Here is a 13,575-nt window from a genome sequence, read left to right as displayed (position 1 = left end):
ATGACGACTTTATCCATACAAAATATGTCTAAATACTTTGATGGGGAGCTGATCCTCGATGAGCTATCCCTTCATGTTGAAGAAGGTGAGTTCGTCTCGATCCTTGGTCCTTCCGGAAGCGGGAAGAGCACCCTGTTTCATGTGATCGGTGGGTTGTTCACACCAGATTCCGGAGACATTCAATTAGATGGAAAATCGATAAATGGTCAAAGAGGGACCATCAGTTATATGCCGCAAAGTCCGTCCCTCCTGCCATGGAGAACCGTGATGGAGAATGTGATGCTTGGCCAGGAGTTACATGGGAAGAGAGATAGGGATAAAGCGCTAAGTATGATTGAACGGGCGGGCTTAAAGGGGTATGAGAATGCGTATCCTGATGATTTATCCGGAGGGATGAAGCAGCGGGTGGCGTTCATTCGTGCCCTTGTCAGTCCTCAATCTTTTTTATGCCTGGATGAGCCCTTTTCTGCCCTGGATGAATTCACGCGATTGGACATGCAGAAATGGCTCCTTTCCATTTGGGAAGAAGATTTGAGTTCCGTTCTATTTGTAACTCATAATATCGACGAAGCCCTGTTCCTGTCAGACCGGATCATTGTATTATCGACTCGGCCAGCCAGGGTCCAGAAGGAGTTCAAAGTACCATTTCCCCGTCCCCGGGATAAAGAAATTCTCTTGACGGAGGAGTTTTTGAAATGGAAAACGAGTATTTTTGAGGAGCTTTCTCAATATGTGTAAACCTTCCTTGATTGATGCCCATATTCACTTGGATTTATACGAAGGGTACGAGCGTGATAAGATTCTGCAGGAACTTGATCTGTATTCTGTAGAAGCGCTCATCTCTGTATCGTTCCACCTTCAATCGTCGATGACAAATATAGATCTCTCAAGAAGAGATGCAAGGGTCAAACCTGCTGCAGGATTCCATCCTGAGCAGGATCTGCCTTCTGATGGAGAAGTCGAGGAGCTTCTATCATTGATTGAGCTGCATCAACACGAAATAGTGGCGATCGGAGAGGTGGGATTGCCATATTATAAAATGAAGGAACACCCTGAAGTTGAAGTGGAGCCGTATATCGATCTTTTGGAACGGTTTATGATCCAATCAAAAAGGATCAATAAACCGATCATCCTTCATGCCGTGTATGAGCATGCGCCTATCGTTTGTGATCTGTTAGAAAAGCACTCCATTGAAAAAGCTCATTTTCATTGGTTCAAGGGAGATGAAAAGACGATTGAGAGAATGAAGGAAAATAACTATTCCATCTCCATTACTCCTGATGTCCTTTATGAGAAGGAAATACAAGACCTGGTTAAGAAGTACCCAATCGAGAGACTTATGGTTGAAACGGATGGCCCTTGGCGTTTTGAAGGGATCTTCCAGGGGAGGATGACCCACCCAGGAATCATGCATCGGTCCATTGAAAAAATCGCCGAAATAAAACATATCAAAGAAGCAGAAGTATATAAACAACTGTTTAAGAATACAACCGAATTTTATGGGATTTCCTAAATCAGGCTTCTCTTGCATCATTGGTGCAGGAGAAGTTTTTTTATAAACATCTTTTACCATCATATTTATCACGAAGATAACAAAAAATGATAGTAATGACGTTTAGGGAAAAGGTGAAAAGAATGGAACTGAATGATCAATATATGCCTTATCAAGCAGGCGATGTAGTATATGTGATTTATCGGAATCCGCATACACAAAGTGTAGCCAACGTGCAGGAAGCAGCCGTTGTGCATGATCCGGAAAATCCGAACGAACTGGCATTATTTTTATATGAAACCTATTATCCTTTAACACATGAAATTGCGGTGTATTCTTCAGAAGCTGAAGCTGAGCAAGCCTATACTCAATCATTTGGAGACCTGTAGGAGGGATGAATCATGGTTAAACCGTTCGTGCCACAATTGGTCTACTTTGAACCGAATGCCTTGGAATATCCCCTTGGTAAAGAACTCAAAGAAAAATTTGAAAAAATGGATGTGGAAATCAGGTACACAACATCGCATAACCAGGTTCGTAATTTGCCGGGGGACAACCATTTTCAGAAATACCGGATTGCCAAATCCACATTAGTAGTCGGAGTGAGAAAAACGTTGAAGTTTGATACATCCAAACCGTCTGCTGAATATGCCATCCCATTTGCAACAGGGTGCATGGGTCACTGTCACTATTGCTATCTGCAAACAACGATGGGGAGTAAACCATATATACGAACGTATGTGAATGTGGATGAAATATTTGAATCGGCGGACAAGTATATTGCAGAAAGGGCTCCTGAATTCACACGCTTTGAAGCTGCTTGTACGTCCGATATCGTAGGGATCGATCATCTCACTCATACCCTAAAACGAGCCATCGAGCATTTTGGCGAATCCGAGCATGGCAAGCTTCGTTTTGTGACGAAATTCCATCACGTCGACCATCTGCTTGATGCCAAACATAATGGGAAAACCAGATTCCGGTTCAGTATCAATGCCGATTATGTGATTAAGAATTTTGAGCCTGGTACATCTCCTTTGGATAAGCGACTTGAGGCCGCGGGGAAGGTTGCGAGAGCGGGGTACCCATTAGGATTCATTGTGGCACCTATCTATATCCATGAAGGATGGAAAGAAGGATATAAGCAAATGTTTGAACATTTGGAGGCTCACCTGCCGGAAGAAGCGAAAAAAGATTTAACCTTTGAATTCATACAACATCGTTTCACAAAGCCGGCTAAAAGAGTCATTGAGAAAAATTATCCGATGACAAAGCTTGAACTTAATGAGGAAGAACGTCGATATAAATGGGGTAAATACGGGATTGGCAAGTATATTTATCAGAAGGATGAAGAGCAGGAAATGAAAGATCATCTGTATGCTTATATGGAGAAGCATTTTCCAAATGCGAAGCTGGAGTATTTCACCTAAAAAAAAGGGACTGATTACAATACAATTTCGGTTGTAATCAGTCCTCTTAATGTAGTTGTGGAAGAAGATTTTCTAAATCTTTCACCCGTATGGCAATTTCATCACATATTTCTTGATAGTGCACCCATTCTTCAATAAGTGTCTTGGAACGCTTCCTTGGATTAGGCAAATTCCAATAGATGACTTTATCTTCTAATTCAGATGGAATCTCTATCTTATCATCAAATTCTGTATCCTGAATCGCAACAATAACCGAAGCGTCATCAAGTTCATTCATCTCGATGCGAGTAAGTGGGAAGGTACTAATGTCGATACATAACTCTTTCATTGCTAAAATGCTGAATTCAGCACGATTCTCGGTAACCCATCCGGCACTTTTAAACGACCAATCCGACACATCGAGCTTCTCGGCCCACCCTTCAGCTATCAAGCTGCGCTGTTGACTACTTGAAAGAAAATAGACTGTTTTATTCATTTTGGGTATGTTCCTTTCTATTTTCATGCTGTTATTACTATTTACCCAATCACGTAGCATTTAATCATTAAAAGAAAAAAAGAAAAGATTGGAAATCGATTTGTAGTCATAAAGATTCATTCAACTCCCACATATTGTGATGGGTGTGAGGTGAAATGTAGTAAAAATGTTTTAATTCACCCCTAATCTTCTTCAATTATTAAAAAAATCAGTATAATAGGAAAAGGAGAATGAAGATGGAGCAAACAAAATGAATGGAAAGGCAGTTCAGGAGAAGATAATAGAAAAATTCAAAAAATAATAGTTTTGCAAAAAGTAATTAAGGGTAAACATCTTTTAATTATTTTGTATTCAATAGGGGAGGTACATCTATGAAATTTAATTTAACAACTAAGATTATTATTGCCTTGATACTAGGGGCGATTGTGGGATTACTGCTTAATATTTTTGCTAAAGATATATTTGATATATTAGATCCTTATCTATTTACTCCGTTAGGGAAGATATTCCTTAACCTCATCAGCATGCTTGTCGTGCCAATTGTTTTTCTATCCATCGTTCTTGGATCTGCAGGACTTGGTGACCCTAAGAAGCTGGGGAGAATAGGGTTGAAGACCATCGTTTTCTTCTTAGTGACTACCTGCATTGCCATCGTGATCGGTTTATCTTTGGCTTATGTCATTGATCCCGGTTTGGTAGAGGGAATCGACAAAACACAATCAGAAGGTTTTGAAACGGAAGAGGCTCCTCCTGTGGGAGAGACCCTCATGAACATTATTCCAAAAAATCCACTGACGGCGATGACAGAAGGAAATATGCTGCAAATCATTGCGTTTGCCATCTTTATTGGATTTGGATTAACAGCTTTAGGGGATAAAACAAAAGGAATATTAAAGCTTGTTGAACAAGGTAATGATCTTATGATGTACCTTGTGACACTCGTGATGAAATTCGCTCCATATGGAACATTCGGATTAATCGCTTCAGCAATAGGAAGCCAGGGTTTCAGTGCGTTAAAGGCGATGTGGCTTTATTTTGTCGTCGTTCTTGCAGCATTGATCATTCACGCCATCGTTACCTATGGTGGAACGATCCTCCTTCTGGCAAAAAAGAATCCGCTTTGGTTCTTCAAGAATTTCAGTTCTGCGATGAGTGTAGGATTCAGTACATCAAGCAGTAACGCGACGCTTCCCATCTCTATGGATGTCGCCCAACAGCGTTTAGGCGTGTCGAAATCAGTCAGTTCATTCGTTCAACCATTGGGAGCTACCATCAACATGGATGGTACTGCGATCATGCAGGGGGTTGCAACCGTCTTTATCGCCCAGGTATATGGTGTTGACTTATCATTGGAACAACTGATTACAGTTGTACTGACGGCTGTATTAGCCAGTATCGGTACAGCAGGGGTTCCTGGAGTGGGATTGATCCTTCTTGCGATGGTATTAAGCAGTGTAAACCTGCCGGTAGAAGGAATTGGATTAATTCTGGGGATTGACCGCCTGCTTGATATGGCAAGGACTTCCATCAATATTTCAGGAGATGCAGCCTGTGCGTTGTTTGTATCAGAATCTGAAAAGAAACGTACAATTAAGGAACAAAGAGGAGAGGCGTAATCTTCTCATATATTAAATCGAGTCTATCGCCTGTAAAGGCGATAGACTCGATTTTTTTATATCTATTTAATCTCTTGGTAGCGCTCTAATGCCCGATTTCTCGCGGATTTATGGTCCACGATTGGATAGGGATAATCTTCTCCCAGGATGACCCCCGCATCTTCCAGAATATCCACGGAAGCTTCTGAAGGGTTGTGGATATGTTTATTGGGAACCTCTTTTAATTCGGGAACCCACATTCGGATATAAGTGCCTTCTTTATCGAATTTTTCACTTTGAAGGGTAGGATTGAAAATACGAAAGTAGGGGGCTGAATCAAAGCCGGAGCCTGCAACCCACTGCCAGCCCATTGAATTATTGGCGAGGTCTGCATCAATCAGTGTATCCAAAAACCATTTTGCACCATCTTGCCAAGGAATCAGTAAATGCTTGGTCAGGAACGATGCAACAATCATTCTGACACGGTTGTGCATGAACCCCGTTGCCCATAATTCTCTCATTCCTGCATCAACGAGTGGATAGCCTGTCTCTCCTTTTTTCCATTTTTCCAAATGATCCCTTTCCTTGTGCCAACGGAATTCCTTGAATTTCTCATTTACAGGTCGTGTGGTGGACTCAGGAAAATGAAGCAGGACGGAGTAGGAAAAGTCTCTCCAAATTAATTGTTTAATGAAGGGTTCAACCTGAGTACCTTCTTTGTCAAGGAGTGAATGATACAAGCTTCTCACCGATATGACACCAAGAGTTAAGTAAGGGGATAAGGTGGAATGATGGCCTTTTGCAGGGAAGTCTCTTCCTTCCGAATAATCGTTGATGCTTTTTTTAATAAATGCATTATACCTTTTAATAGCTGCTTTTTCGCCGGGTTCCCAAATGCTTTCCATGATGTGAAACCAGGGAATAGAGGGCAGGAGATTTAAATCGTCCATGGATATACCCTCCGCATCAAGGTCCGGGACCTTCACTTTCTTCACAGATGGGAGAGGTTTCGGGATGTCCTCCTTCCTTAATGATTTATAAAATGCTGAGTATACTTTATAAGGAGTGTCGTCATCTTTTTTGATTTTCCAAGGGGGAAGAAGAAGTGTCCCTTCAAAGGTTTGAACATCTATTCCTTGTGAGGATAAAGAACGGGCTAAAGCGAGATCCCGCTCATAAACTCTTGGATCATAGACTCTATTCCAATAAACCCCTTGTGCATTTGTTTTCTGAACCCATTGGGGGAGCAGATCTTCTAGTTTTCCTTTATCTAGCCAAAGTTGTCCGTTAATCGATTGAAGGGCCTTCTGGAAGGACTCTAAATTCTGAAAAAGCCACCACTTCTTAGCTTCTCCAGGGGGAGAGTGAGAAGTTTCCTCATCCAGGATATATAGAGGAATCACCATTCCTTCTTGAGAAGCTCTATATAGAGCAGGGTGATCGTGAATCCGAAGGTCCTCCCTAATAAGGACAATGATGCGTTTTGTCATGATTTTCCCTCCTAATAGCCGAATTCGTCAATTCTTTACCTAAAGTATAGTAAAATAAAGATGGTGATACAAAAATCAATGGGTTTGATCAAAATATTTAAATATTCTTGAAAATGGAAATGAACATAGTGTAATATTACACTATAAAAGAAGTAAGGTGTGAATCGATGACAAAAGAAGAGATCGTTCTAATCATTTCAGATAAATTAAGGCTAATACGAACAGAGGCAGGTTATACACAGGATAAGATGGCGAACATTATAGGATTATCAAAAAAAACCCTTGTTCAAATTGAAAAAGGAAGAGTCATGGCCGGCTGGACAGCGGTCATTGCCATCTGCGCATTGTTCAAAGATAGTGAAACCTTAACCACTAGTCTTGGGGGGGAGCCCCTTGAAATCATAGAGACCCTAGCGCGGGAAGGCATTGATTATCGAAAGGAAAAAACGTTAGGCGGGAAGGTATGGTGGAAAGATGTAAAGAAGAATGATGAATACATCCTTCAGCAAAACCTTTTCAGTCAGCACTTCCGAATTTTGGACTTTGAAGACTATCGTATATACAGCAGCTTTGACGAGAATAATGCCCATAAACGTTTTGATGAATTGACGGGGAAGTAATACATATTTAAATAGAGGGACGGACCTATCAAAGGTCCGTCCCTCTATTCGTTTCTTTTATTTTACAACCAGGACGCTGGTTTCACAGTTTTGAGTGACTTTTTCACTGACGCTGCCGAGCACCCATTTTTTCATGCCGGATTTTCGGCTGCTCCCGACTACTACCAGGTCTGCCTGGATTTCTTTGGCATATTCACATATGCGTTTTGCTTCTGAACCGGATAGGTGAATATAGTTTGCCTCAATACCATAAGGAGAAAGTTTTTCTTTTGCATTTTTCAAAAAGTGATGTGTAGAGGATGGTGTCTTAATTTCATGACGCTCTTCCTCAGAAGTATGAACTTTGTTGTCCGGTGAAACTGACAAATTCCCCATATAATTGTTATCAAACCCTGGTGACGTATCTGCCAACGCGTGGGTAGGGGTATAGTTGTCATGACTATCATTTGCTACCTTTTCATCTGATATATGGAGTACGGTTAATTGTGTATCTATAGAACCTTTTATTAATTTTTGCACTTCATCCAATGCTTTCTTGCTTCCATCGGTTTCATCGTAAGCTAACAAGATATGCTTATACATCTAAATCACCTCATCAATAGGATATCTATTATTTACCCAATAATAAGTTTTTTAATCTTTTTCAGGAAAATGATGAATGGAATAATGATCATTTTTAATCTGATTCAACACTTGCTTTACAACAAAGAAAGAGCAGAACGGGGGGAAGATCCGTTCTGCTCTTTCTCTTTGATTAAAACTCATATAATAGCAGGAATATGTTTAATTTGAATGGTATTTATTAAAGCATGCTGATAATCCAACCAATGACAACAATTGCTCCAATGACCATTAAGATCGTACGTACCATGAAAATCACCTCGACTTATCGTATCAATGAAATATGTTTTGTATTTCTAACCGGTTAATATAAAGTTACCCTGTCAACGAATAGTTAAAACCTTCTCTTCATTATTATTTAACCAGGTTACTCCTTCAGGCGTAATTTCTGTTCCAACTCTCCCTCTCTGGATCATTACATATCCAAGATCCTTGAGCTCGTTTAATCTTGTCCTGATTTGTTGAATGGATAGAGGAGTGGAGGTTCGTTGCAGGGAAGAATGAATCTTTTGTCTGCTGGCTCGCTTTCCTTCTTCAAAAAATTCAACTAAAGCGGTAAGAATATTAACATACTCCCCGGTTTTAGACATTGTGATAGAAGGAAGGGAAAAGGTATCTTTAGTATGTTCCTTTTCGATGAAATTATCATCATTTTTCGGTAATTGTTGAATGGTTAACCGATTTTGTTCTGCAACAGTGATCATGTACAGGAGTGTATTCTTAAGTTCGCGGATATTCCCGCTCCAAGGTGCTTTTTTCAATGCGTCTAAAACAGCCACGTCGATGGTTGAGATTTTGCTATGTTCCATCCGAAGGAAATTCTCGATGAGAAGGGGGATATCTTCGCTTCGATCCCGGAGGCTCGGCAGCTGCAATGATAGAACTTTCAGACGGTGATAGAGATCCTCACGAAATGTTCCTTCTCTTATTAAGGATTGGAGGTCCTTGTTCGTAGCAGCAATGATCCTGACATCAACGGGAATATTCTTGTTTCCTCCAATCCGTCTGATCTCCATCTCCTGAAGGACCCTTAGGAGCCTCGCTTGAAGCTTTAGGCTAATATCACCGATCTCATCAAGAAACAGGGTACCCCCGTCTGCTTGTTCAAATAATCCCTTTTTCCCTCCTTTTTTTGCGCCGGTGAAGGCTCCATCCTCATAGCCGAATAATTCACTTTCTAATAAATCTTCAGGCAATGCGCTGCAGTTTACCGCAAGATATGGACTGTTCTTTCGGGACGAATCATTGTGCATAGCGCTTGAAAAAAGCTCTTTTCCTGTGCCTGTTTCCCCATAGATTAAAACAGGAAGCTCACTTAGAGCGAGCTTTTTGGCAATCATTTTTGTTTCATTTATGATGGCACTTTTACCCAATATGCTATCAAATGTATATTTCGCAATGTATCCTCTCCGCTGAAGCTCCCGTTTACGGACCTTTTCCATCTCAATGGTCTCTTCCATATCTTTAAACGTTGCAACGATGACTCCCTCTGCCTTCAATCGGAAACGATAGACCATCACATTCTGCTGACGGAGTGTGAAATATTGTTGATCTTCATCGTGTTGCGACGTCAAAAAGTGATTGAGCTCGATATTCTTGAACACCCTGTTTAGTTTTTTTCCTTTCGCATGGTTAGCTGTAATCCCGACCATGCGTTCAAGGACTTCATTGAATACGGTAATTTCTCCGTCTTCCTGAAAGGCTAGGATCCCATCATTTACACCATCCACTACTTTATTTAAAAATTTATTCAACGTTTTCGCACGTCGATTGATAGCTCCCAGTTTTTGACTGAGCTCGATAATTTTTCTCGTATAGCGATCGGTGATATCGAAGGTTAACTGCTCTGACAATTGAAAGTGGTAGATGATTTTCATAATGGTATTCAAATCGATCAAACGTACACCGATATCAATCTTGTTGGGAACGGAAGGTGGGATACTTGCCGTTTCTCCAGGGGAAATGGCGATGTCAATTTGCCTAGGGTAGTCTATAGTTGGGGAATATGGAATGTAATCGACATGATCTATCCCTAATCGTTTCAAGGTGGAGACTGCTTCTTTGGCTGTTTCAATGAAATCATTCACATATAGTATCTTTTTTCCCGGAGGTAATTCAAATATACGATCTATGTATTCGTAATTGACGGTACGTCGTGCTTTAATGATGGTGCATGAACCGAAATCGATATATTCCTTCACTTCTGGTGCGATCAGCGCAGAAGAATAAACAATCAATTTATTGGTGAAATACATAGGAATTCCTTCATCACAAGCATAACTCGTAATATTGATCAGTTCTCCGAAAACGGATTGTAATTGCTCCTTAAGAGCTCTTTCTGTTTCCTTGGTTCCTGCTAATAGAATTAATTCACGTTTCATACGTCTCCCCCTTATGGTTTAATTGGTTGGAAAATGATTTAATGGTTAAATATATTTTAACCGATAATAACCATCAGTGCCCGTAAAGTTTGTATTTTCAGATAATTATAGAGTGGCACGGAACTTGCATGTAAATATGTGAAGTACATCATATTGTCAAACGGGGGGAAAGAAATGGAGAAAGAACAAAAAGCCTGGAAGGTGCCGCATACATTCATTATTGTGTTTTTCGTTGTACTTGCAGCCGCAATTTTAACGTATGTTGTACCAAAGGGGCAATTCACAACAGAAGAAATCACGTTTATGCAGGATGGAGAAGAACAAACCAAAACGGTCTTAAATCCTGATTCCTTTAGTTATTTAAAGGATGACGATGGAAATCTAATTAGAGAAGGAACCGGTCTTTTCGAGCCGGGAGGCGGAATTGGCTTCCTTAATTATGTATTTGAAGGTCTTGTATCAGGGGATAAATGGGGGTCCGCTGTAGGTGTTGTAGCCTTTATCTTAATCATTGGTGGAGCCTTTGGTATCATCATGAAGACAAGGGCCATCGAAGAAGGGATCCTGAAGGTCATTGAGAGGACCAAAGGAAAGGAATCTCTGATCATCCCGATTATGTTCTTCTTGTTCTCATTAGGGGGAGCCGTGTTCGGGATGGGGGAAGAGGCCATTGCCTTTGCCATGATTCTCGTTCCGATCATGATTGCGATTGGCTATGATGCCATCACTGGAATCATGATCACCTACGTGGCGACTCAAATCGGTTTTGCCACTTCATGGATGAATCCTTTCGGCGTAGCTATCGCACAAGGTGTTTCAGGTGTACCGGTCCTTTCGGGAGCAGGTTTCCGTATTGTTATGTGGGTTGTCTTTACACTTGTGGGAATTATTTATACATGGAGATATGCTGTAGCGATTCGCAAGGAACCTAAACGAAGTCTTTCTTACGATTCTGATGAATACTTCCGTAAAGAAGGCAGAGTACAAGACCTAAATACCAAATTTACTTTGGGTCATTCACTTGTCATATTAACGGTTGCAGTAGGTATTGCCTGGATCATTTGGGGAGTGGTGGAACACGCTTACTATATTCCGGAGATTGCCAGCCAATTCTTTACGATTGGACTAGTAGCAGGAATCATTGGCGTTCTGTTTAAATTGAATGGAATGTCATGGGATGATATAGCAGATGGATTCATAGACGGTGCAAAGGATTTATTGCCGGCTGCCTTAGTTGTAGGTATGGCAAAAGGAATCGTCATTATCCTTGGTGGAGATTCACCTGACGCCCCATCTGTATTAAATACGATGTTATATGGAGCAGGGCAAGTGGTCGGGGATTTCCCTGAAGCCATTTCTGCCTGGTGCATGTATGTATTCCAGTCAGTATTCAACTTCTTTGTGGTATCCGGTTCCGGTCAAGCCGCTTTAACGATGCCTTTAATGGCTCCACTTGCAGATATTGCAGGAGTCTCTCGTCAGGTAGCGGTCCTTGCCTTCCAATTGGGAGATGGATTAACCAATATTCTTGTTCCAACCTCCGCTGCTTTACTTGGTACACTTGGAGCAGCACGAGTCGATTGGGGAATATGGGCTAAATTCATTATTAAATTTATGCTCATCCTATTCGTTCTGTCATCGATCTTTGTGATAACGGCAACACTCATCGGTTTTTGATTTGAATTATAGTGCTGAACCTTCGTTGTAAGGTTCGGCGCGATTATATGAATAAGAAATGAAGGGAGCAAACATCATGCTGACATTAATTCAAAACGGAGAAGTTTATGCTCCAGAATACTTAGGAAAAAAGGATATATTAATAGTAGATAATAAAATAGGTTTTATTGAAGATAGAATTGAACCTCCTCATCAATTTGTGGATATAAAGCTTGTGGATGCCACTGGAAAGTATGTTGTACCTGGATTTATAGACTCGCACGTACATATTATGGGCGGAGGCGGCGAGGGCAGCTTCCGTACGAGAACACCGGAAATTCAACTGACTCAAGCCACGCTTGCCGGTATCACGACTCTCGTCGGTGTGATTGGAACAGATGGAACGACGAGAACGATGGCGAGCCTTGTGGCAAAAGCAAATGGTCTTGAAGAAGAGGGGATTACCTGCTATGCGCAAACCGGTTCTTATCAAGTGCCGTTGAAAACGCTTACTGGTAAAATCGAAGACGATATTATTCTAGTAGACCGCATCATCGGAGTAGGTGAAGTGGCGATTGCTGACCATCGCTCTTCTCAACCTACCGTAAACGAATTAACGAAAATTGCTTCTGCTGCCCGAATTGGCGGCATGCTGTCCGGCAAATCGGGAATAGTCAATGTTCATGTAGGAGATAGTCATGATCACTTAAAACTTCTCGAGGAAATAGTCGATACAACGGATATTCCGATAAAACAGTTCTATCCAACCCATATCAATCGAAACGCCCATCTTTTTGAAGCTGGGATTCAGTACGCTCAAAGGGGTGGTTATGTAGACTTTACGACTAGTACCATTCCTCAATTTCTCGAAGATGGGGAAGTAAAATGCAGTAAAGCGCTGAAACGCATGCTCGATGCAGGTGTACCGGTTGAACAAATCACATACACTTCTGATGGACAAGCAAGCCTGCCTGATTTTGATGAGGACGGCGAGCTGATTGGATTACAGATTGGTCAGGTGTCGAGTCTATACAGTGAAGTGAAAGATGCTGTTCTGGAAGAAGGAATTCCTTTAGAAACAGCCATTAAAGTCATTACATCAAATCCTGCCAAAATCCTGAAATTAAAGCAAAAAGGTCGTATTGAGGCAGAAAAGGACGCAGATCTGGTGCTGTTGGATAAGAATACACTTGAAGTCAACACGGTGTTTGCCAAGGGTAAATTGATGGTAGAGAATGGGGAAGCGTTAGTGAAGGGCACATTTGAATGATTGTTTGGTTTTAGAATAGCTTGGAGCCTTGAGGCTTTGGGCTATTTTTTTAGCAATAAAGAAGTTTTGAGCAGATAACGGCGAAATTGTTTCTGCTAATCTTTTGTAATCGAAGAGGGACTAACTCCCACTCCATATCCGACCACAGACGGAGGAAAAAACCACCAGTAGACCCTCATGTTCCTAGGGTATTCCCTATACTATAAAGGTAGTTAATCATTGATGGGAGACGGTTATTCATGAAAAAAATGATCGAAATCTTTAAAAACCCAATTTTTCTAAAGTTGTTTTTTGCTAATTTCACTTCGCATATGGGAAGTGTGATTGGTTTGACTGCCTTTATGTTTTATCTACTGGATCGGTTTTCCGAGCAACCCATGTATGCTTCCCTGACTGAAATGATGTACTCCCTACCCACTCTTCTCGTCTTCTTTCTTGTTGGAGTATTCGCCGACAGAATGGACCGGCAAAAAATTGCCTACCACTGTGATACGATCAGTGCGCTTCTTACACTTTTATTATTTGGGGCCATTATTATTGGCTGG

General features: G+C 41.2%; 12 protein-coding genes and 1 pseudogene. 9 read left to right on the top strand and 4 right to left on the bottom strand.

The window, feature by feature from the left end; translation table 11 throughout:
* From ACXAF2_RS23035 to splB, 4 genes are all read left to right on the top strand, one after another.
* Positions 1-738: an ABC transporter ATP-binding protein gene (locus tag ACXAF2_RS23035; protein ID WP_475142084.1), complete on the top strand. Its 738-nt coding sequence runs from the start codon at positions 1-3 to the stop codon at positions 736-738.
* Positions 731-1,513 carry a TatD family hydrolase gene (locus tag ACXAF2_RS23030; protein ID WP_475142083.1) on the top strand — a complete coding sequence of 261 codons (783 nt, stop codon included), beginning with the start codon at positions 731-733 and terminating at the stop codon, positions 1,511-1,513. The genes ACXAF2_RS23035 and ACXAF2_RS23030 overlap by 8 nt, the downstream gene beginning before the upstream one ends.
* A 122-nt stretch (positions 1,514-1,635) precedes the next feature.
* Positions 1,636-1,881 carry a transcriptional regulator SplA domain-containing protein gene (locus ACXAF2_RS23025; RefSeq protein WP_044337840.1) on the top strand — a complete coding sequence of 82 codons (246 nt, stop codon included), beginning with the start codon at positions 1,636-1,638 and terminating at the stop codon, positions 1,879-1,881.
* A gap of 12 nt (positions 1,882-1,893) precedes the next feature.
* Complete coding sequence (gene splB / locus ACXAF2_RS23020) at positions 1,894-2,922, top strand: spore photoproduct lyase (protein WP_148968301.1); 1,029 nt, start codon at positions 1,894-1,896, stop codon at positions 2,920-2,922.
* Positions 2,923-2,968: 46 nt separating this feature from the next.
* On the opposite strand, the gene ACXAF2_RS23015 is transcribed toward splB, so the two are convergent.
* Complete coding sequence (locus ACXAF2_RS23015; RefSeq protein ID WP_475142081.1) at positions 2,969-3,397, bottom strand: low molecular weight phosphatase family protein; 429 nt, start codon at positions 3,395-3,397, stop codon at positions 2,969-2,971.
* 371 nt (positions 3,398-3,768) lie between these two features.
* Between ACXAF2_RS23015 and ACXAF2_RS23010 the strand changes: the two genes are divergently transcribed.
* On the top strand, positions 3,769-5,013 hold the full coding sequence (locus tag ACXAF2_RS23010; protein ID WP_475142080.1) for a dicarboxylate/amino acid:cation symporter: 1,245 nt from the start codon (positions 3,769-3,771) through the stop codon (positions 5,011-5,013).
* 62 nt (positions 5,014-5,075) lie between these two features.
* Here ACXAF2_RS23010 and ACXAF2_RS23005 read toward each other — a convergent pair whose 3' ends face one another.
* The gene (locus ACXAF2_RS23005) at positions 5,076-6,482 is read right to left on the bottom strand and encodes a cryptochrome/photolyase family protein (RefSeq protein ID WP_475142078.1); all 1,407 of its coding nucleotides are present in this window, start codon (positions 6,480-6,482) and stop codon (positions 5,076-5,078) included.
* Between the two features lie 167 nt (positions 6,483-6,649).
* Here ACXAF2_RS23005 and ACXAF2_RS23000 point away from each other — a divergent pair, with 167 nt between their 5' ends.
* On the top strand, positions 6,650-7,102 hold the full coding sequence (locus ACXAF2_RS23000) for a helix-turn-helix transcriptional regulator (RefSeq protein ID WP_475142077.1): 453 nt from the start codon (positions 6,650-6,652) through the stop codon (positions 7,100-7,102).
* A gap of 57 nt (positions 7,103-7,159) precedes the next feature.
* Here the strand turns inward: ACXAF2_RS23000 and ACXAF2_RS22995 are convergent, their stop codons facing one another.
* Both ACXAF2_RS22995 and ACXAF2_RS22990 read right to left on the bottom strand, forming a co-directional pair.
* Positions 7,160-7,684 carry a universal stress protein gene (locus ACXAF2_RS22995; protein ID WP_475142076.1) on the bottom strand — a complete coding sequence of 175 codons (525 nt, stop codon included), beginning with the start codon at positions 7,682-7,684 and terminating at the stop codon, positions 7,160-7,162.
* A 362-nt stretch (positions 7,685-8,046) separates the two neighbouring features.
* Positions 8,047-10,104, bottom strand: a complete 2,058-nt coding sequence (locus ACXAF2_RS22990; protein WP_475142074.1) for a sigma-54 interaction domain-containing protein — start codon at positions 10,102-10,104, stop codon at positions 8,047-8,049.
* Positions 10,105-10,278: 174 nt separating this feature from the next.
* Between ACXAF2_RS22990 and yfcC the strand changes: the two genes are divergently transcribed.
* From yfcC to ACXAF2_RS22975, 3 genes and pseudogenes are all read left to right on the top strand, one after another.
* Positions 10,279-11,781 carry a putative basic amino acid antiporter YfcC gene (gene yfcC / locus ACXAF2_RS22985; RefSeq protein ID WP_475142073.1) on the top strand — a complete coding sequence of 501 codons (1,503 nt, stop codon included), beginning with the start codon at positions 10,279-10,281 and terminating at the stop codon, positions 11,779-11,781.
* A gap of 76 nt (positions 11,782-11,857) precedes the next feature.
* The gene (iadA, locus tag ACXAF2_RS22980; RefSeq protein WP_475142072.1) at positions 11,858-13,030 is read left to right on the top strand and encodes a beta-aspartyl-peptidase; all 1,173 of its coding nucleotides are present in this window, start codon (positions 11,858-11,860) and stop codon (positions 13,028-13,030) included.
* 239 nt (positions 13,031-13,269) lie between these two features.
* Positions 13,270-13,575: pseudogene (locus ACXAF2_RS22975) on the top strand (MFS transporter); the annotation flags it as partial.

This window comes from Rossellomorea sp. ABR4_004 (assembly GCF_056159585.1).
The sequence above is the reverse complement of the archived record's forward strand: the minus strand, read 5'-3'. Positions and strand labels throughout refer to the sequence as shown.

Excerpts from the sequence above, each read along its gene's own strand:
- ACXAF2_RS23025 (WP_044337840.1), top strand. The coding sequence starts at position 1,636 with ATGGAACTGAATGATCAATATATGCCTTATCAAGCAGGCGATGTAGTA.
- ACXAF2_RS23030 (WP_475142083.1), top strand. The coding sequence starts at position 731 with ATGTGTAAACCTTCCTTGATTGATGCCCATATTCACTTGGATTTATAC.
- ACXAF2_RS23010 (WP_475142080.1), top strand. The coding sequence starts at position 3,769 with ATGAAATTTAATTTAACAACTAAGATTATTATTGCCTTGATACTAGGG.
- yfcC (WP_475142073.1), top strand. The coding sequence starts at position 10,279 with ATGGAGAAAGAACAAAAAGCCTGGAAGGTGCCGCATACATTCATTATT.
- iadA (WP_475142072.1), top strand. The coding sequence starts at position 11,858 with ATGCTGACATTAATTCAAAACGGAGAAGTTTATGCTCCAGAATACTTA.
- ACXAF2_RS23015 (WP_475142081.1), bottom strand. The coding sequence starts at position 3,397 with ATGAATAAAACAGTCTATTTTCTTTCAAGTAGTCAACAGCGCAGCTTG.
- ACXAF2_RS23035 (WP_475142084.1), top strand. The coding sequence starts at position 1 with ATGACGACTTTATCCATACAAAATATGTCTAAATACTTTGATGGGGAG.
- ACXAF2_RS23000 (WP_475142077.1), top strand. The coding sequence starts at position 6,650 with ATGACAAAAGAAGAGATCGTTCTAATCATTTCAGATAAATTAAGGCTA.
- ACXAF2_RS22990 (WP_475142074.1), bottom strand. The coding sequence starts at position 10,104 with ATGAAACGTGAATTAATTCTATTAGCAGGAACCAAGGAAACAGAAAGA.
- splB (WP_148968301.1), top strand. The coding sequence starts at position 1,894 with ATGGTTAAACCGTTCGTGCCACAATTGGTCTACTTTGAACCGAATGCC.
- ACXAF2_RS22995 (WP_475142076.1), bottom strand. The coding sequence starts at position 7,684 with ATGTATAAGCATATCTTGTTAGCTTACGATGAAACCGATGGAAGCAAG.
- ACXAF2_RS23005 (WP_475142078.1), bottom strand. The coding sequence starts at position 6,482 with ATGACAAAACGCATCATTGTCCTTATTAGGGAGGACCTTCGGATTCAC.